This is a genomic window from Campylobacter sp. 19-13652 (assembly GCF_019702925.1).
Lineage (GTDB): Bacteria > Campylobacterota > Campylobacteria > Campylobacterales > Campylobacteraceae > Campylobacter_A.
This window is the reverse complement of sequence record NZ_AP024713.1, coordinates 1,612,878-1,632,253: the sequence shown is the minus strand read 5'-3', so window position 1 is coordinate 1,632,253 and position 19,376 is coordinate 1,612,878. Positions and strand designations below refer to the sequence as shown.

The following is a 19,376-nucleotide window of genomic DNA, read 5'->3' as shown; positions in this document are numbered from 1 at the left end:
TGGGCAAATCACACAGAAAAAGGAGCGGTTTTATAGTAGATTTTAACAAGGTGCAAATCTTTGATGTGTGTAAAACCGTCTAGGAGCTTGAAACCGCAAAAGAATTTAAAAGCAAGCTACCGGTTGGCGTTAGTTTTAGCTTTAATGAGTTAAATTTTATCCCCCTCCCCGCAAAGCCTTCTTAGTACACAGTGCTCGTTTAAATTAGTGGAAAAGACGAGTGATTTTTGGTGAGACTTTAAAGCATCTGGGGAAGGAGAGGGTAAAAGATGAATATTTATTGATTAAATTTAAACCTTTTATCGCAGGCAGCGTCCAAATTAGACTCAATAAATTCAAACGCTGCTTAATTTAATGAGATTATAGTGCAGCAATATTAAGGCGCTGATTTTAGCCATTTATACGGATATTCGGTGGATAAAGATGGCTTTATGGGAGAGGATTTAATAAAGTAGCTGAGTTAGCAAATGGTGTAAAGGTACATAAAAACACGCTAAAAAAGATTGATGAGTATCTTAAAAACACAAAAGAGTCTTTCTCTTTTGGAGGTAACTAGGGTGTGCGTGAGGCTTTTTGATAGGATAACTAATAGCGCAAATGCTAGGGGCGGCGAGCTTGGTGTGCAGGATATGTGGCGTATACCTAGTGCGTTTTTAGCTATGATGGGGCGATTTTTTACAAAAATGCAAGAGTGTATCAAAGCTATGACGACATAGGAGAGATAAATAGGGCGGAAAATCGGATTTTATAGCTATCAAGCGGCGCCTTAAGCACTGGATTTAGCCGCTTTTTACGCTCGGATTTGGAGCTAGTGCGAGTAATGAGATGATACGGGTCTTGTGTAGCTCTTTTACTTAAATTTCTGGCACTGTGCCGCAAAAAGCGGATAAAATATCCGCTTCTGAGCTATTTTTGGTTTTTGTAGAAAATGAGACGACGGCAAACCCAGCTTGTAAAAAGCACTAGATTAGCGAATTTAAAGATCTTGTGCTTTCAAACACTGGCTTAATGGGATATTTACAGAATAAATTTGAAAATGATTATATCGAAGCTTTGCGGTGCGAGTACTCAAAAAATATGGCAGATAGGCTAAAGTCGCAGGTGGAATTTGGCAATATGATTTATTAGATTGAGGTTTTTTAAAACCAAGCGCGCCATTATTTTGCTTTTTACTGATAGTAAAAAGGCGCGCTGCTGGCTATAAAGTAGACATCTAGGGATATTTACAGATGAGTTTAATGAGGCTGCTGAGGTTTTGTAAGATTTAAAATTCATTCTGATACTATAAAATCGCTAATCATCTGTTTAGGTCATTTGATGAAATAGGCATAGCAAAGAGCGTCGGCAATGCTTATGAAATTCTAACTCAAGTTGTGGGCTAGGATGTGCTAAACTCAAAAGATAGCTTTAGCCTAGATGACATAGCCAAATTTCCACAAGAGTATATATAGTAAAAATACTTTAGAGGTTACAAATAAATTTAACTCGGTTATGTATCACATAGCTTCTGAGATGGATTTTGGTTCTCGCACAAATGAAGACGAGAGAGTAAGCGCTACTTTTTATAACTGTTCTGCTAAGAATTATTATGACAGCCCAAATAGCAATAGTGGCGGAAAATAGGAGATGTAAAGCTTTATTTGCTTTGACACCACAAGAGATAAATATACACAAACCAAGATGGCTCTGTCACAAGGGGTGGATTGCTAATAGGGGAGAGAGGGAGGGGGTGGCTTTTTAAAAATTTAAATGCAGCAACTGGAAAACTCACTTATATGTGGTATACTAAATGACCATGATAAAAACATAGACACAAAAGACCATCAAGTTCAAATTAAACTATTTAACCTAAACCACGACCCACATAATAATATATCGCATAGCGAATATCAAAGCTTTCAATAAGTATCAGAAAAAGAATAATAAACGGCACTTTTATAAACGCGGATGATAAAACTGGCATAAAAATTGAAAAAAGTTCATTTGAAATTTTATTAAAGCAGATGGATAAAGATCTTAAAAAAAATCTAAAAAGTCTTGCCAAAAAGGCTGAAATAGCAAGGCTGAAACAGCAAAGGGCACTCAAATAAAGTCTCAAAAACCTAGATAAATCAATAAACGAAAATGCTAAAAAAGTACTTGTGCAGATAATTGAGTTTATAGATAGTGTCTCTAAGGAGCTAAATGTTTCATTAGGTATAAAAAATATTCAAAGTCTTTTTTAGATATTTTTAACTTATAAAATTCTAAAACAAAATTTAAAATAGATATTAAAGCTTGAGTGTAGAATATTTAAAATAAATTTAAACCTTTCCCAAAGAAAGGGAAAGGTTTAAACAAGAATTAGTCGCCTATTACGGCAGCTTGCTCCTCGCCTGCTTCATCGCTGAAGTCGCTTTCTGCTAGGCGTTTTAGCTGTCTCCAGCGGCGTTTTGAGTCAGCTTTGTTGTGAGCTAGTAGCTCTGCTGCATGTTCTGGATTTTGCTTAGCTAGAGAGTTGTATCTTACCTCATTTAGCAAGAACTCATCATAAAGGCTCCAATCAGGCTCTTTTGATGTTATCTTAAGTGGGTTTTTACCCTCTTTTATTAGACGCGGATCATATATGTATGTCGGCCAGTATCCGCATTTTGTGGCTATTTCAGCGTGGTTGCCAGAGTGGCTTAGTCCACCTTTAATGCCGTGAGCTATACAAGGAGAGTAAGCGATGATTAGGCTTGGGCCTTCATAGGCTTCAGCTTCTGTGATAGCTTTTAGTACGTTTGCTTGGCTAGCATTTGAGTTGATTTGTGCGACGAAAATGTTTTCATAAGTCATTGCAATGTAGCCTAGATCTTTTTTCTGCATAGGTTTACCAGCAGCTGTAAATTGCGCTACTGAGCCCATGCGGCTTGATTTTGAGCTTTGTCCGCCAGTGTTTGAATAAACTTCTGTATCAAGCACTAGGATGTTTACGTTCTCTCCACTTGCTAGGACGTGATCAAGACCGCCGTAGCCGATATCATATGCCCAGCCGTCGCCACCGATTATCCATTGAGATTTGCGGCGCAAATAAGACTTAAGTCCTAGTAGCTCTTTTACGCCTTCTGCGCTTGGATTTTGCTCTAGAATAGGAATTAGTTTATTGGCTACTTCTATATTTGCGCTAGTGTTTTTAGACTCTATCCAGTCGTTATATAGAGCTGATAGTTGATTTGGCACTGCGTCTTTTGTGCGTAGCATTATATCTTCTATTCTGTGGCGGATAGTTTCAGTAGCTACCTTCATACCCATACCAAACTCAGCATTGTCCTCAAATAGGCTGTTTGCCCATGCTACACCACGTCCATTGTCATCTTTGCGATATGGGGTAGATGGAGCTGAGCCGCCGTAGATTGAGCTACAACCAGTTGCGTTTGCTACTATCATATGATCGCCAAATAGACGAGTTACTAGAGTGATGTATGGAGTTTCACCACAACCTGGGCAAGCGCCGTGGAATTCAAAATATGGCTGCGCAAAGCCTACGTTTTTGACGTTACCCTTGCCTACTAGATCTGATTTATAAGTTACTTTTTTAAATAGATAATCAGCGTTTACTTGCTCACCTTTATCCATCTCTTCACCAAGTGGAACCATAACGAGAGATTTCTCTTTTGTAGGGCAGTTTTGAGCACACAGCTCGCAGCCTGTACAATCTAGTGGGCTTACTTGAATTTTATATTTTAGTCCAGCTACTTCTTTGCCTTTTGCGTCAAGCGCGTGAGCTTTTACACCATCTGGAGCGGCTGCCATTTCAGCATCATCTATAAGGAATGGGCGGATAACTGCGTGAGGGCAAACAAAGGCACACTGGTTACACTGGATACAATTTCCCTCTATCCATTTTGGAACCATTACGCCTACGCCACGTTTCTCATATTCTGTTGTACCTGATTCAAAGCTACCGTCCTCATGTCCGATAAAGGCTGAAACTGGTAGTTCGTTACCGCGAGCGGCATTCATAGGCTTGACTATTTTTTCGACAAATTCAGTACCTTTGTAAAGCTCTTCACTTGCGGCTACTTCTGTTGATAGGCTAGCCCAAGCCGGATCTACATTTACTTTTACTAGACCATCTGCGCCTACGTCGATAGCCTTGTAGTTCATCTCGATAATAGCTTCGCCTTTTTTTGCGTAAGTTTTAGCGGCTAGTTTTTTCATCAGTTCTTTTGCTTTTTCAAAGCTTAGTCCTAGGCGCTCGCCTGAAAGCTTAAAGAAAGCTGACTGCATGATTGTGTTTGTTCGGTTACCTAGACCTATTTCGTGAGCTAGTTTTGTAGCGTTAATGATGTAGAAATTTGCCTTTTTCTCAGCTAGGATTTTTTTGACTTTATTTGGTATTCTATTTACTGTTTCAGCCTCATCCCAGATTGAGTTTAATAAGAACGTACCGCCTTCTCTAATACCGTCAACGACATCATAAATATCTAGGTAAGCTGCGACCGAGCAGGCTACAAAGTGAGGATTAGATACTAAGTATGTAGCGCGGATTGGGCTTTCACCAAATCGTAGGTGGCTTCTAGTGTAGCCGCCAGATTTTTTACTATCATATGCAAAATATGCCTGTGCATAGTAGTCTGTGTTATCGCCTATGATTTTAATTGAGCTTTTATTTGCGCCAACTGTGCCATCTGCTCCTAATCCATAGAATAGACATTCATAAGCAGAAGTTAAGCTAATTGGTTCACCAACTTCAAGAGATGTAAATGTAACATCGTCATTAATACCGACAGTAAAGCCGTTCTTTGGGTTTTCTTTTTCTAGTTCTTTATATACAGCTAGCATTTGTGCTGGATCTACGTCTTTTGAGCTTAGACCATAGCGCCCACCTATAATTACTGGACGTAGTTCAGACTCATAAAATGCCGCTTTAATATCAAGATATAGTGGCTCGCCTAGGCTGCCTGGCTCTTTTGTGCGGTCAAGTACAGCGATTTTTTTGACTGTTTTTGGCATAACGTCAAATAGGTATTTAGTACTAAATGGTCTATAAAGGTGTACTTTTATTACGCCTACTTTTTCGCCTTTTTCTCTTAGGTGATCTATTACCTGCTCTAGACATTGAGTTACTGAGCCCATAGCTACTATTATGCGATCTGCATCCGGTGCTCCATAATATGTAAATGGCTTATAGTCGCGTCCTGTGATTTTTGAAATTTCATTTAGATACTCAGCTACTATATCAGGTATTGCGTCGTAGTATTTGTTTACTAGCTCACGAGTTTGAAAGTAAATGTCGTCGTTTTGTGCTGTACCGCGAGTTTTTGGATGATCTGGGTTTAGCGCTTCGTCTCTAAATTTTTGCAAAGCCTCTTTGTCTAGCAAGCGATCAAAGTGAGCGTAGTCCATGACCTCGACTTTTTGAATTTCGTGGCTAGTTCTAAAGCCATCAAAGAAGTGAAGGAATGGTACACGACCCTTGATTGCAGATAGGTGGGCTACACCAGCGATGTCCATTACCTCTTGCACGCTACCGCTAGCTAGCATTGCAAAGCCAGTTTGTCGACAGGCATAGATGTCTTGGTGATCACCAAAAATAGATAGCGCTTGAGATGCGATAGCGCGGGCTGAGACATGGATTACGCCTGGTAATAGTTGACCTGCTATCTTATACATGTTAGGTATTTTTAGTAATAGACCCTGTGAAGCTGTGTAAGTAGTAGTAAGTGCACCAGCTTGCAATGAGCCATGTACCGTACCAGCAGCACCCGCTTCGCTTTGCATTTCGACTACTTTTACAGGCATCCCGAATAGGTTCTTATGACCGTGGGCAGCCCAGTTGTCGGTGTAGTCAGCCATAGGTGAGCTTGGAGTAATAGGGTAAATTCCAGCTACCTCTGTAAAGGCATAAGAGGCATATGCGGCAGCCTCGTTGCCGTCCATTGTTTTCATAACTTTACTCATAAAAAAGCCTTTCAGCAAAAAATCTGTAAAAATTTCGGACGAATTATATCATATTTAACACAAAAGACATTTAAGCTTTGTGATATAAATTTTTGATATAGCTCGTAGCATAATTTTTACCTTGCTTGGATTGTAGCGTAAAAAATGTTAAAATAATCAAAAATTTTGAAAAAAATTTAAATTTTTTAATGAAAATTATTAGTTTTTTATTTTAAAATAAAATTCAAAATAAGAATTAATGAACATAAAATCGTTAATTTACATTGTTTTTTGTCTATTTTTTACTGTATTTTGGCTATAATGTAGACATTTTTATATTTATGTTATGTTGTATTTTATTTAATTTTAATTAAATATATAAAATTAATTTTCATTTTTTAGTAAATATAAAAAATTTTTTTTATTTTTAAACTTAATTTTTTTATTATACAAATAATAATACTAGGAGAGATTATGCCTTTACTCGATAGTTTTTGTGTTGACCATACTAAAATGAATGCTCCAGCAGTGCGTCTAGCAAAGACGATGACCACGCCAAAGGGCGACACTATAAGCGTTTTTGATTTGCGGTTTTGTAAACCAAATAAGCAGATAATGAGCGAGAGAGGCACTCATACTTTAGAGCATCTTTTTGCTGGGTTTATGCGAACACATTTAAATGGTGATGGTGTGGAGATAATAGACATTTCTCCGATGGGTTGTAGGACGGGGTTTTATATGAGCCTTGTCGGTGCGCCTAGTGAGGGGCTTGTCCGTGAGGCGTGGGAAAAGAGTATGCAAGATGTGCTTAATGTGGCTAGTGAGGCAGATATTCCAGAGCTTAATGAGCTTCAGTGCGGTACGTATAAAATGCATTCGCTTGATGAGGCAAAAGAGATTGCGCAAAATGTGCTAAAAAGTGGCATAGGTTTTATCGATAATGAGGCGATTAGGCTCGAACCCTCAAAGATTTAGCTGATTTTTGCTTTTTAACTTAGCTTAAATTTATATTTAATATAAATTTAAGCATGCTTTGGGTATAAATACGTCTTTAACTTTGCGGTTGTGGTGAAATTGGCAGACACGCCAGACTTAGGATCTGGTGCTTCACGGCGTGGAGGTTCAAGTCCTCTCAACCGCACCACTTAAACGCTATTTTATACATTTATTCATGAAATTTAGGTAATCAAAACTTTTTTCTAAGATACTTGAGTGTACTCTTTCCATTTTAAATTTTATATTATAATATCCGTAAAAGTCGTCCTGGCCAAATAAGCCATCAGTATCCCTTAGCATAAATTTGATTTCTTTATCGGAAAAATGTGATATATAAAAATCAAAAGCGCAGTCGCAAAATTGCTTTGAATTATTATTGCTTAGCTTGTTTGCTTTGCACCATTCATAGAAGTCATCTCTTAAAATATTTATATCATCGCCACATGAGATTAGGAAAATAGCAGAGATAAGTATCACTTTTTTCATTATTGCGCCTTTTTCTTGCACGATAAAATTTCTTTTTCGTTTAAAATATCAAGAGCGTCTATTTTTCCTTCTCGGAAGTATTTTTCAGTGTCGTTTATTTCCGCATTCCCAAAACTTAAAATATTATCCCAGTAAGGCATTTGCATTTTGCTATGCATTGTATCTGTTAGGCATTCGCAGTATTTTTCAACTTTTCCTATATTTTGCCTACTCCATTCCTCATATAGCATAGATTTACACTTATCATTAAATTTGGTAAGTTTATCTCCCAAATCCCCAACAAATAAAAAGTTATTATGTACAAAACACACTATAATAATAATCACATAAAGTACAGCTGGTAAAAGTAGCCCATTTTTCATTTTTTACCCCCTATTAATCAAAATATAATTGGGATTTTACAAAAAAACAAACAAACTTAAAGAAATATAAAAATTAGCTTAATCGTTGGATTTAAGCGCTCAAAATCACTCAAAATAGCCAAATCCGCTATTTATGCGCTTATAAATTTGATACTCTACCCTCACATTTTTGGGCGCGTAAAAGATAAGTGGGAGTTTGTGGTTGTACGGTAAAGTGAGGGTGCTGCTGTATTTTATAAATTTATTTTGTTTTTTCTGTCCCAGGCATACCATTTTTGTCCCAGCTAGGATGCCATTTTGTGCGTTAAATTCATAATAAGCGTACCCGTAGCCATTAAGCGAGTGTTCTTTTATTTCTGCCATTCCTAAAAAGTAGTGATTGCAATCAAGCTCTAGCCACTTCCCAAAGCTTATAATTACGAGATAATCCTGCTCGTTTTTTATCTCTTTTAGTGTGATTATTTGCCTTTGTTTGCCACTTATTTGCGCCGGGAAAAGCTCTTTTAAATTTATTGACTTTTCGCTTTTTGCCCCTGTTTTAAAAGCACTAGCGCAACCTTGCAATGCAAAAATAGAGCAAATGGTAGCTAAAATAACGCCCTTTACTTTTATGATTTTACTCCTATTTGATAATATTCAAAGCCGAGTTTTGCAAGAGTACTGGCATCGTACTGATTGCGTCCATCAAAGATTACGGGGGTTTTAAGTCTGTTTTTTACCTCGTCAAAATCAGGTGAGCGAAACTCACTCCACTCAGTTACAAGTGCCAGTGCATCGGCGTTATTTAGTGCATCGTATTTGTTTGAGGCATATGTTATATCTGCGTCTTTTAGGTATTTTTGCGCCTCATTGTTAGCTTTTGGATCGTAAGCTATGACGCTAGCACCTGCGTTATTTAGGAAGTTTATTAAAGTGATCGAGCTAGCCTCTCTCATATCGTCTGTATTTGGCTTAAATGCAAGCCCCCAAAGGGCGATTTTTTTGCCTTTTAAATCGCCTTCAAAATAGGTATAAATTTTTTCAAAAAGCACCTTTTTTTGGGCTTTGTTGCGGTTTTCAACGGCTTGAAGGATAAGTGGGGTAAAGCCGTTTGAGCGAGCTGTAAATATAAGTGCCTCGACATCTTTTGGAAAGCAGCTTCCGCCGTATCCGCACCCTGGGTAAATGAAGCTATAGCCTATGCGTGGGTCGCTACCGATGCCTTTTCGGACTTTGTTTATGTCTGCGCCCACGAGTTCGCAGATGGCTGCCATTTCGTTGATGAAGCTGATTTTTGTCGCAAGCATTGCATTTGCGGCATATTTTGTCATCTCTGCGCTTTTTATATCCATTAGGATAAAGCGGTCGTGATTTTTCATAAATGGCGCATAAAGCTCGCGCATAACGGCACTTGCACGCTCGCTATCACTACCCACTATTACGCGATCTGGCTTTAAAAAATCCTCCACCGCAGCACCCTCTTTTAAAAACTCAGGGTTGCTAACGACATCAAATTCTACCTGAGCACCACGCCTATTTAGCTCAGATTGCACGCACTCTCTTACCTTTTGGGCTGTGCCTACTGGGACGGTTGATTTATCGACTATGATTAGAGGCTTGCTGATATGCTCGCCTATGCTTTTTGCCACTTCTAGCACAAATCGCAAGTCCGCCTGACCATCTGCTCCCATAGGCGTGCCAACCGCGATAAAAAGCACGCTCGCAAAGCTAAGCGCGCGCTTTATGCAGGTGTCAAATTTAAGCGTGCCATTTGCCGTACACTCAGCCACTATCTCGCCAAGCCCAGGCTCGTAAATGGGGATTTTGCCCTCTTTTAGCGCATTGATTTTACTCTCGTCTATGTCTATGCAAAGCACGTCGTTTCCCATTTTTGCTAGACACGCGCCAGTAACTAGCCCAACATAACCTGTGCCTATAACTGCTATTTTCATTTTCGCCTCTTAAATTTTTTACTGATTATAGCGAGTTTTAGCACAAAAGTTAAAGCATGAGGCGCAAAATGCCTACCAGCTACCACTTGCCCCTCCGCCGCCAAAGCTACCACCTCCGCCTCTAAAGCCACTATTTCTTGAGCTTTTGCTGCTAAAGGAGCCAAAGTTTTCAAAATTTTTAAAATTACCCCTGGGTATATTGCTAAAAAAATCATCATTTGATATAAAATTCCCATTTTTTGGGCTAGATATTGTAAAAAATGAGAGCAATGACACGGCTAGAAAGATTGTGATTAAAATTATCCCGGAGTTTATAAAGCCTGTGGCTATTAGGGTGGCAAATATGCCTAAAAATGCTGCACGAGATAGCCTGTGGAGCGATTTATTTTTAAAAAATGAGCCTATAAAATTTAATAAAATAAAGCCAATTACAAGTAAGGGTGCTATAAAATCTGCCTCCTCATCGCTTTGCGCTACTTGTCCTTGTCCGCTAAACTCACCCTCGCTAGCCTTTATCATTGCCTCTACGCCCTCTTGTACGCCTGTGTCAAAATCCCCAGTGCGAAACTTAGGCAGGATGACATGCCGTATTATGTCGCCGCTTACTGCGTCGCTTAGCGCGCCCTCTAATCCGTATCCAACCTCAATCCTTACCTTTTTCTCATTTGGAGCTACTAATAATATCACTCCGTTATTAAGCCCTTTTTGCCCTATGCCAAGCTTTCTGCCAAGCCTATAGCCATACTCGGCTATGTCGTATCCATCAAGGCTTTTAAGGGTTAGTACTAAAATTTGCACCGAGCTTTTCTTTTCAAAATCACTAAGTCTTTGTTCTAGCTTTGTTTTGCTCTCTTTGCTTAGTATATTAGCCTCATCAACTACCTGGCTATTTATCTTTGTAAAGTCAATCCCAAACGCAAAATTAAAAATAGCAAGAAATAAAATAATCTTTTTAATCAAGCTCTATTACCTCTTTTTCTATTTCATTTACGTCGTCTTTTTTTACTGGAAAGCTTTGGATTAAAACATCTCCGCAATCGCGCAAAGCTTTGATTATTCCAATTTCTAAGTTGCCGTTTTTTGCTGTTTGGATAAATTCTTTTATGATATTTTCAAGCTTACCATTTTCTTTGTTTAGGCTTTCTTTGGTTATTACGCAGATATATTTTTCGCTTAAGGATACAAAAAACATTAGCACTTGTTTGGAATTTATTTCATTAAAACCTAGGCTATTAAAGTTTTTTAGTGCAAATTTATATAAAATTTTATTTATAAATTTTTCAGGTAAAATAATCCTAAAAATAGCTGGGAAAATTTGTAAAATCAAAAATACTCCGCAAAGAACCACCCCGAATATATAAAATACGCTGCTTAAATTTAAAAAGATCGAGAAAAACCCACAAAGTGCGGCTATCGCTAAAGACACCAAAAAGCACGTAAATTTAGTATTTAGCGTGCTTTTTGTGATTACACAGATTACCTCGGCGCTACTTTTTGCCTCTATGTTTTTAATTAGGCTTGATAGTTTGTTTTTAAACTCCGGTTTAATAACCACTAAAAACTCACCTGCGGTGCATTTTGCTCATTTTCAGAGGCTTTAAAACTCTCTTTTGGGCTTATTTGGGTAAATATTTTTGCTATTAAATTTGTTGGAAAACTTCTTAAGACGGTGTTAAATCCTTGTAGCTCATCTATGTAATCTTTTCTTGCTATGGCTATGCGATTTTCAGTGCCCTCAAGCTGGTCTTGTAGCTTTAAAAAGCTCTCGTCCGCCTTTAGCTCAGGGTATTTTTCTACCACAACCATTAGCTTAGAAAGCGCCGAGCTTAGCGAGTTTTGTGCATCTACGAAGGCTTTCATTTTGGCTTGATCGCTCAAATCGCTTGCGTTTAAATTTATCGATGTTGCCTTGCTTCTTGCTTCTATTACGTTTTGGAGGGTTTGGCTTTCATGCTTTGCGTAGCCTTTTACGGTTTGGACTAGGTTTGGTATTAAATCGGCGCGCCTTTTGTACTGATTTTGTACTTGCGCCCATTTTGCGTTTACGCCTTCATCAAGCTTTACTAGATTGTTGTACTGTGGCATTATCCATGCTCCAAGAGCCACGATGGCAACGATTAAGATGATAAATTTTTTCAAATTTGATCCTTTTTGTTTATGTTTATAATTTTATCAAAATTTTAAATCTTGTTTTTTAAATCAAATTTAAATATTTTTTAATCATTTTTTTAAATTTAAAATGTAAAATATAAATAAAAAAGAGCTTTTATGGATGTATGGGTTTTAGTCGATTTTTTGGGGACGGCGGCATTTGCACTTAGTGGGTTTTACGCTGGAGCGCGCGGTAAATTTGACTGGCTTGGCGTGTTTGTGGCGACATTTTTAACAGCCCTTGGCGGAGGCATAGTAAGAGATACTATAGCAGATAGGGCGCCATTTGCCTTTACAAACACCATGCCAGGCATTATTGTGGTTTGCGTTTTAGTGATTGCCATTAGCTTAAAGCTTCATAAAAGGGATAGTTTAGAGCAGAGATTTTTATTCGTGCTTAGTGATACTTTGGGGCTTGCTAGCTTTACGATTACTGGCGCACTTGTGGCGATAGAGGCTGGGTTTAATTTTTGTGGTGTGGTTATGCTTGGTTTTACTACGGCAATAGGCGGCGGCGTACTTAGGGATATTTTGATGAATGAGGTGCCATGGTTACTTCGCACCGGGCTTTATGGTACGATTGCCATTGTCATAAGTGCGTTGCTTTATGCGCTAAAGCAGTTGGGGCTTGACGGCGCGCCATATATTTGGGGACTTTTTGCATTTGGTGTGGCGTTTCGCCTGCTTGCGTATTATCGCTCGTGGCACCTACCTGTGATGGATTAGGCTACGCTATGGGTCTTTGCGCACCCTTAGGTATTTTGGGGATTCTGGTATGCCACCCTTGCCTATACGCTCATACGTGTAGGTGATAATTTCTCCTATCTTTGGTGCGTTTTTGCTTTGGTTAAAGCTGGCGGCTATCCTCATCATTTTGCCATTTGGTAGCTTGCAGTCAAAGGATTTTATGACGCCATTTGATACGGATTTATGGCTTGTTACCTCGCATTCTGCGTCGTTATAGGCTTTGTATTTTAAATTCTTGTCACTTACTCCAGATGTGTATGGAGCCAGTGGGTCTCGTAGCACCATGCCCTCTCCACCTCTTGCTGTTATATTTTTAAAAAGATGATGAAGTTCGTCCTCGTCTTTTATTTTGACTTGTTCGATTATTTTTATTCTTGATTTTAGCGCTGGGTTTTGCTCTAGCCATCGCCTTATCACGCTAAGTCTGTCTAAAAGTCCGCCCTTAGCATCAGGCACGTCAAATACATTATAGCTTATCTGCGCCCAGCCACTCCAGCTAGTATCTGGCTTAGTAGCCATTACTATTGAGGATATATTTGCATAATCTTGCCTTTTAGTATACAGCTCCCCATCTAGCTTAAATGGAGGAAATCCAGAGATAAATGCGCTGGGGACATTTATGCGCTCATTTAGTCTAGTGTATAGCGCCTTCCCATCCCAATAAGCCCTCACCCCATCAAGCATCTCAGACGCAAGCCAGCCTTTGACATTCATCTCTTTTTTATATACTCCAAGCCTCATAGGTTCAAAACTACTTGTGCAAAAAGCATATGCAGCACAAAGTAGTATAATTAAAACAGTCTTTTTCATTAAATTTTCTTTATGCGTTGTAAAATTGTCTATACCATTTTACGAATTTTCCCACGCCCTCATCTACGCTAGTGCTTGGCTTGTAGTCAAAATCGCTTACCAAATCGCTAACATCAGCGAAAGTCTGCGGCACATCTCCAGCCTGTAAAGGCAGCATATTTTTCTTTATCTGTTTGCCTATGTGTTTTTCTATCGCGGCTATATACTCCATTAGCTCGACTGGGCTGTTGTTTCCTATGTTGTAAATTTTAAATGGCGCTTTAGAGCTAGCTGGGTCTGGTGCTAGAGCGTCCCAGTGCTGATTTGGCTGGGCTTTATTGTCGATACATTTTATGATGCCTTTTACTATATCGCCCACGTATGTGAAGTCTCGCTTCATTTTGCCGTGGTTATAGACGTCTATACTTTCGTTTTCAAGCGCTGCTTTGGTAAATAAAAATAGTGCCATATCGGGTCTACCCCACTCTCCATAAACGGTAAAAAAGCGAAGCCCAGTCGTCGGCAAACCAAAAAGATGACTATATGTGTGCGCCATCATTTCGTTGCTTTTTTTGGTGGCTGCGTAGAGGCTTATAGGGTGATTTACGCCCTCGTGTACGCTAAATGGCATGCTTTCATTTAGTCCATACACAGAGCTTGAGCTAGCATATACTAGATTTTGCACTCCCATGTGTCGGCATGCCTCTAGGATATTTAAAAAGCCTGTGATGTTGCTATTTATGTAGGCTTGAGGATTTATAAGGGAGTAGCGTACCCCTGCTTGTGCGGCTAGGTTCACCACTACTTCTGGTTTAAAATCTTTAAAAATTTGATCTATTTTTTCTTTATCGGTTAGGTCTATTTTGGCAAATTTTAAATTTGCATACCTTTGACTTGTGAAAATTTTAAACTCGCTTTTGTCGCTTTGGGTTTTAAGGCAGTCTATTGCCTCATTGCTAAAGCCAGCTTCGCTAAGCCTAGCGTATTTTAAATTTACATCGTAATAATCGTTTATGTTATCAATCCCTAAAACTTCATCATTTCTAGCAGCAAGAGCGTTTGCTAGGTGAAATCCGATAAAGCCAGCTGTGCCTGTTATTAATATTTTCACTCAAGGAGCCTTTTTGAAAGTCAAATTTATTTTTTAGCTTTGCATAGTATCTAATTTTATTTTAAATTGTGCTTTAGATGTTATTTTTTAATTTCTAGAGAATTTTAAAGAGGGTGAAAATTTAGTGGTGGTTAGAGGCAGAATCGAACTGCCGACACGCAGATTTTCAGTCTGCTGCTCTACCGACTGAGCTATCCAACCACAAAATTTAAGAAATGTGATTATGCCTAGAAAATAATTAAAAAACGCTTAAAATTATAAATTTAAATCGATTTTATAAGGGCTTTAAATTTATCTCCGCGCTCGGCATATGAGCTAAACTGATCAAGGCTAGCTGCAGCAGGGCTAAGAAGCGCGACCTCGCCAGCTTTTAAGCTTTTATCTATCATCATTACAGCTGCGTCTAAAACATCGCATTTATGGCAAGCAAGTCCATACTCTTTGCTTAGGTTTTCTAGTTTTTTGGAGTTTGAGCCTATGGCATAAATTGTGATATTTTTGCTAAATTTATCACCAATAAATTCAAAAAGCCCCCTCATATCCACACCCTTATCGTCTCCGCCAAGGATTAGGTGTATGGTTTTATCGCTATATCTTAAAAGTGCCTGAATGCTTGCATCTATATTAGTAGCTTTTGTGTCATTTACCCATAGCCTATCGGTACTATCTCGCAGCTCCTCAAGCTTGTGCGGTTCAATCACAAATGAATTTAAAAGCTTCACATCAGCTTTGTCAAAGAGGATTTTTTGGCTTAGTAGGGCAAGGAGTGCGTCAGTTAGAAACGGTGGCTTGAAATTTATGCTTTTTATATCCACGCCAGCTGCTTTGGCTAGATCAAATTCGTCCTTATAATATATAATGTAAGCTAAAGTGCTGCTTTTTTCAACAAAAGGGCGATAAATTTCAGGCAGCACTGCCACGCTTCCTTCACGCATACTTAATATAGGCTTAAGCTTTGCCTGCTCATAAGCCTCAAAACTACCGTGCCAGCTCTCGTGGTCTTTTGTGATATTTAATAATAAATAAAGCTCTGGCGCAGCTATTTTGCTATAATGTATCGTAAAGCTACTCGTCTCTAGAACCCAGATTTTGGCATTTTGGCTCAAATCTGCTAGCGGAGTGCCTACATTTCCGCCTAGGACGCTACCATACTGCACTAGGAGGTGCTGGGTCATTTTTGCAGTCGTAGTCTTGCCGTTTGTGCCGCTAATCCAAATTTTAAACGGCTTCGTGTCCGCGTAAAAATCATACTCGCTGATTAAATTTAATGCCTGCTTTGTTAGTGCATTAGACGGTGGTATGCCTGGGCTTGTTATCTCAAGCGAGCTTTTTTGAGGGTCAAAAGCACTTGCGGGCAGTAGCTCATTGCCCCATTCGTCCGTGCTAGGGGAGATAAATTTATCATCAAAAATCTGCCAACCACCGCTTTTTGCGATAGCCTTTGTTGTGCTGCCGTAGCCAAAGAGTGAGCGCGCCATGCCCTTGTTACCTTAGTTTTATAGCTGTTAGGGCTAGCAAATTTGCAAGCAGTGCGATAGTCCAAAATCTAATGATAATTTTATTCTCCACCCAGCCTTTCATCTCAAAATGGTGATGAATGGGTGCCATTAAAAATATCCGCTTTTTAAAAATTTTAAAGCTTCCTACTTGCAAAATCACGCTTAAAGTCTCCATGACAAAGACAAATCCAACAATAATAAGTAAAATTTCATTCTTGCTCATCACGCCCAAAAGCCCAATAAATCCGCCAAGGCTGAGGCTTCCACTATCTCCCATAAAGACTTCGGCTGGATAGCAGTTATACCACAAAAATCCAAGCAAGGCGCCTATTAGGGCTGCTGTGATGACTACGACCTCGCCAAGTCCTGCGATTTTTGGTAGGAGCAGGTAGTTTGCAAGTACTGCGTTGCCGCTTAGATAGGCAAAAATACTAAGGCTAGCCAGTGAAAATATAGACGGCATCGTGGCTAATCCGTCAAGTCCGTCTGTTAAATTTACCGCATTTGCGCTTGCTATGATTACTAAAATCCAAAAAACAATCGCAAAAATTTCCAAATTTATCACTGGATTTTTATAAAACGGCAAATACACATCAGCGCCTAAATCGCTCTTAAAATACAAAATTACACAAAGTGCGCCAGCGACTAAAATCAAAAATAGCATTTTAAGCCGCGCGCTTAGCCCTGATTGATTTTTCCCGCCTACAATTTTGCCATAATCATCATAAAATCCAACCATGCAAAATAGCCCAAGCCCAAGCAGAGAAACTATCGCATAGACATTATCAAGCCGCACGCAAATGAGGCTAGCTAGTATCGTCGCACTTATAAAAACAAGCCCACCCATAGTAGGGGTTTTGCCCTTTTTTTGGTGGCTTTGTGGGGCTAGGTCATAAATGGGCTGGTTTGCATTTTTAGCCCTCGCCCAAGCTATAAAACGAGGCATAGCGATCATCGTCATCAAAAACGCTATAAAAAACGAAAACCCAGCTCTAACTGTAATGTAGCTAAAGAAATTTAGCCCTGTAAGCTCATATAGAAAGTCAAACACTTTTTGCCTTTATTTTAAAAAGAGTTAATTTTAGTATAATGCCAGTTAAAATAATATAAATTTAAAGGTTATTTCTAGATGAAACAGCGTGTAGTTTTGGTTATCACAGACGGTATCGGACATAATGAGAGTGATGAATTTAACGCATTTAGTGCAGCGCATAAGCCAACATATGAGTGGCTTTTTAAAAATGCCGCGCACACTCTGCTAAAAACTAGTGGCGAAGCAGTGGGACTACCTGCTGGACAGATGGGAAATAGCGAAGTGGGGCATATGAGTATAGGGGCTGGGCGGATTTTATATCAAAATCTAGTCAAAATCGATAAGGCTCTAGCCGATGGCAGTCTGGGCGAACACAGGCTCTTAGCCGAGCTATTTGCGCGGTGCAAAAGGGTGCATGTCGTGGGGCTTTTTAGCGATGGTGGGGTGCACAGCATGGATACTCACTTTTTGGCTGTTTATGATGCGGCTGTTAGGGCAGGGTGTCAGACGTGGGCGCACGCTATAACTGACGGAAGAGACGTGCTAGCCTCAAGTGGAGCTGGGTTTGTTCGCGCTTTAGAGGGGCGGGCTAGGATAGCAAGCCTTAGCGGGAGATTTTACGCTATGGACAGGGATAATCGCTACGAGCGTGTAAAGCAGGCTTATGAAGCCATGGTGCTAGGCGCAAATGCGCAAACCATAAGTCCAGCTGAATATATGGACGAATGCTACGCAAGGGGCGAGTTCGACGAGTTTATCACGCCTGCTAGCTTTAATGGCTTTAACGGCATTAGTGAAAATGATGGTGTTGTATTTATAAACTTTAGAAACGACCGCATGAGGGAGCTAGTAAGTAGCTTTGGAGAGGATAAATTTGAAGCTTTCGCTCGCCCTTTTTTGCTTAAGAATTTAATCACGATGACCGAATATGACGCAAATTTTAACTACCCTGTACTATTTGAAAAAGAGCTTTTAAAAGATACCCTGCCACAAGTCATATCAGACGCTGGATTTCGGCAGTTTCACACTGCAGAGACCGAAAAATACGCACATGTGACCTTTTTCTTTAACGGTGGGGTTGAGGATGCTTTGCCTGGAGAGACTAGGCTTTTAGTGCCTAGTCCAAAGGTAAAAACGTATGATTTAATGCCACAAATGGCTGCTGCTGCGGTGGGTGATGCTGTGCTAGCGGCGATGGAAGCGGAGTATGAGTTTATTGTGGTAAATTTCGCAAATGGCGATATGGTAGGACACACTGGAGATTTTGCGGCTTGCGTAAAGGCTGTGGAAGCTGTGGATAAGGAGCTGGGACGAATAGTGCAAAAAGCCCAGCAAAAGGGTTACGCGTATATGCAAATCAGCGACCACGGCAACTGTGAGCAGCTAGCCGATGATCAGGGTAGGGCGCTTACAAACCACACTACTTTTGATGTGTATGCCTTTGTTCTTGCTGATGGAGTAAAGCACCTAAAATCTGGGCTTGGGCTAGCAAATGTTGCAGCTACGGTACTAGAGATAATGGGGCTAGAAAAGCCAGATAGTATGAGCGAGAGCTTAATTTAAATTTTGAAAGGAAAAGTATGAATTTTACAGGTAAAAATGTGCTAGTAACTGGTGCAAGCAGAGGAATAGGTGCGCAAATTGCTAAAGTTTTAGCGACTAAGGGACTAAAGGTGTGGATAAATTACCGCTCAAAGCCTGAGATTGCAGATGCTTTGCAAGCTGAGATAGAAGCAGCTGGAGGTAAGGCGGCTGTGATTAAATTTGACGCTACTGATGAGGATGAGTATATAAAGGGGATAAACCTAATCATTGATACAGACGGCGAGCTAAGCTATCTGGTAAATAACGCTGGAATTACAAATGATAAGCTAGCCCTTAGAATGAAAACCGATGAGTTTAAAAGCGTGGTTGATACAAACCTACTTTCTGCGTTTATAGGCTCACGTGAGGCGCTAAAAGTGATGAGTAAAAAGCGCTTTGGTGCGGTGGTAAGTATAGCTAGCATTGTTGGAGAGATGGGAAATGCAGGGCAGGTAAACTACTCAGCCAGCAAGGGTGGAATGATAGCGATGTCTAAGAGCTTTGCAAAAGAGGGCGCAAGCCGAAATGTGCGTTTTAACTGCGTAACGCCAGGCTTTATCGCTACTGATATGACAGACGCTTTAAGCGATGAGGTAAAGGCAAACTATGCTAAAAATATCCCACTAGCGCGCTTTGGCGAAGCGAGTGAAGTAGCCGAAGCGGTGGCGTTTTTATTAAGCGATAGCGCAAGTTACATAACAGGTGAAACGCTAAAAGTAAACGGCGGATTATATATGTAATTAAGCCTTGCTTCTTGTTTAAATTTATAAAAAATTAAGCGAG

17 protein-coding genes and 2 tRNA genes are annotated in these 19,376 nt (G+C 39.7%); 6 read left to right on the top strand and 13 right to left on the bottom strand.

Annotation, left to right across the window (positions count from 1 at the left end; genetic code table 11):
- Positions 1 to 506 precede the first annotated feature (506 nt).
- Positions 507 to 716 carry a hypothetical protein gene (locus LBC_RS07845; RefSeq protein ID WP_221253886.1) on the top strand — a complete coding sequence of 70 codons (210 nt, stop codon included), beginning with the start codon at positions 507 to 509 and terminating at the stop codon, positions 714 to 716.
- Positions 717 to 2,343: 1,627 nt separating this feature from the next.
- Here LBC_RS07845 and nifJ read toward each other — a convergent pair.
- Positions 2,344 to 5,925 (bottom strand): pyruvate:ferredoxin (flavodoxin) oxidoreductase, encoded by a 3,582-nt coding sequence (gene nifJ / locus LBC_RS07840; RefSeq protein ID WP_221253885.1) that lies wholly within the window; start codon positions 5,923 to 5,925, stop codon positions 2,344 to 2,346.
- A gap of 453 nt (positions 5,926 to 6,378) precedes the next feature.
- On the opposite strand from nifJ, the gene luxS reads away from it, so the two are divergent.
- Together luxS and LBC_RS07830 are read left to right on the top strand one after the other, a co-directional pair.
- On the top strand, positions 6,379 to 6,879 hold the full coding sequence (gene luxS / locus LBC_RS07835) for an S-ribosylhomocysteine lyase (protein WP_221253884.1): 501 nt from the start codon (positions 6,379 to 6,381) through the stop codon (positions 6,877 to 6,879).
- A gap of 84 nt (positions 6,880 to 6,963) precedes the next feature.
- A tRNA-Leu gene (locus LBC_RS07830) sits at positions 6,964 to 7,048 on the top strand.
- Positions 7,049 to 7,056: 8 nt separating this feature from the next.
- Here LBC_RS07830 and LBC_RS07825 read toward each other — a convergent pair.
- The 7 genes from LBC_RS07825 to LBC_RS07795 form a co-directional block, all read right to left on the bottom strand.
- Positions 7,057 to 7,386, bottom strand: coding sequence for a hypothetical protein (locus LBC_RS07825; RefSeq protein WP_221253883.1), 330 nt, complete (start codon positions 7,384 to 7,386; stop codon positions 7,057 to 7,059).
- Positions 7,386 to 7,748 carry a hypothetical protein gene (locus tag LBC_RS07820; RefSeq protein WP_221253882.1) on the bottom strand — a complete coding sequence of 121 codons (363 nt, stop codon included), beginning with the start codon at positions 7,746 to 7,748 and terminating at the stop codon, positions 7,386 to 7,388. Before LBC_RS07820 ends, LBC_RS07825 begins: the two co-directional genes overlap by 1 nt.
- Before the next feature lie 105 nt (positions 7,749 to 7,853).
- Complete coding sequence (locus tag LBC_RS07815; protein ID WP_221253881.1) at positions 7,854 to 8,312, bottom strand: ecotin family protein; 459 nt, start codon at positions 8,310 to 8,312, stop codon at positions 7,854 to 7,856.
- A 44-nt stretch (positions 8,313 to 8,356) separates the two neighbouring features.
- Complete coding sequence (locus tag LBC_RS07810; protein WP_221253880.1) at positions 8,357 to 9,679, bottom strand: UDP-glucose/GDP-mannose dehydrogenase family protein; 1,323 nt, start codon at positions 9,677 to 9,679, stop codon at positions 8,357 to 8,359.
- Positions 9,680 to 9,751: 72 nt separating this feature from the next.
- Positions 9,752 to 10,639 carry a YgcG family protein gene (locus LBC_RS07805; RefSeq protein WP_221253879.1) on the bottom strand — a complete coding sequence of 296 codons (888 nt, stop codon included), beginning with the start codon at positions 10,637 to 10,639 and terminating at the stop codon, positions 9,752 to 9,754.
- A complete protein-coding gene (locus LBC_RS07800; RefSeq protein WP_221253878.1) occupies positions 10,632 to 11,234 on the bottom strand; it encodes a DUF1420 family protein in 603 nt (200 codons plus the stop codon). Before LBC_RS07800 ends, LBC_RS07805 begins: the two co-directional genes overlap by 8 nt.
- On the bottom strand, positions 11,234 to 11,818 hold the full coding sequence (locus tag LBC_RS07795) for a LemA family protein (protein WP_221253877.1): 585 nt from the start codon (positions 11,816 to 11,818) through the stop codon (positions 11,234 to 11,236). Before LBC_RS07795 ends, LBC_RS07800 begins: the two co-directional genes overlap by 1 nt.
- Positions 11,819 to 11,947: 129 nt before the next feature.
- Here LBC_RS07795 and LBC_RS07790 point away from each other — a divergent pair, with 129 nt between their 5' ends.
- The gene (locus LBC_RS07790) at positions 11,948 to 12,556 is read left to right on the top strand and encodes a trimeric intracellular cation channel family protein (protein ID WP_221253876.1); all 609 of its coding nucleotides are present in this window, start codon (positions 11,948 to 11,950) and stop codon (positions 12,554 to 12,556) included.
- Between the two features lie 6 nt (positions 12,557 to 12,562).
- Here the strand turns inward: LBC_RS07790 and LBC_RS07785 are convergent, their stop codons facing one another.
- The 5 genes from LBC_RS07785 to mraY form a co-directional block, all read right to left on the bottom strand.
- Entirely contained in the window at positions 12,563 to 13,387 is an 825-nt protein-coding gene (locus LBC_RS07785) for a DNA ligase (protein WP_221253875.1), read from the bottom strand.
- 10 nt (positions 13,388 to 13,397) lie between these two features.
- On the bottom strand, positions 13,398 to 14,477 hold the full coding sequence (locus tag LBC_RS07780) for an NAD-dependent epimerase (RefSeq protein ID WP_221253874.1): 1,080 nt from the start codon (positions 14,475 to 14,477) through the stop codon (positions 13,398 to 13,400).
- A gap of 125 nt (positions 14,478 to 14,602) precedes the next feature.
- Positions 14,603 to 14,678: transfer RNA gene (locus LBC_RS07775), tRNA-Phe, on the bottom strand.
- Positions 14,679 to 14,740: 62 nt separating this feature from the next.
- Positions 14,741 to 15,955 carry a UDP-N-acetylmuramoyl-L-alanine--D-glutamate ligase gene (murD, locus tag LBC_RS07770; RefSeq protein WP_221253873.1) on the bottom strand — a complete coding sequence of 405 codons (1,215 nt, stop codon included), beginning with the start codon at positions 15,953 to 15,955 and terminating at the stop codon, positions 14,741 to 14,743.
- A 7-nt stretch (positions 15,956 to 15,962) separates the two neighbouring features.
- On the bottom strand, positions 15,963 to 17,027 hold the full coding sequence (gene mraY, locus LBC_RS07765) for a phospho-N-acetylmuramoyl-pentapeptide-transferase (protein WP_221253872.1): 1,065 nt from the start codon (positions 17,025 to 17,027) through the stop codon (positions 15,963 to 15,965).
- Between the two features lie 78 nt (positions 17,028 to 17,105).
- Between mraY and gpmI the strand changes: the two genes are divergently transcribed.
- Complete coding sequence (gpmI, locus tag LBC_RS07760) at positions 17,106 to 18,572, top strand: 2,3-bisphosphoglycerate-independent phosphoglycerate mutase (RefSeq protein WP_221253871.1); 1,467 nt, start codon at positions 17,106 to 17,108, stop codon at positions 18,570 to 18,572.
- Positions 18,573 to 18,589: 17 nt separating this feature from the next.
- Complete coding sequence (gene fabG, locus LBC_RS07755) at positions 18,590 to 19,333, top strand: 3-oxoacyl-ACP reductase FabG (RefSeq protein WP_221253870.1); 744 nt, start codon at positions 18,590 to 18,592, stop codon at positions 19,331 to 19,333.
- Positions 19,334 to 19,376 lie beyond the last annotated feature (43 nt).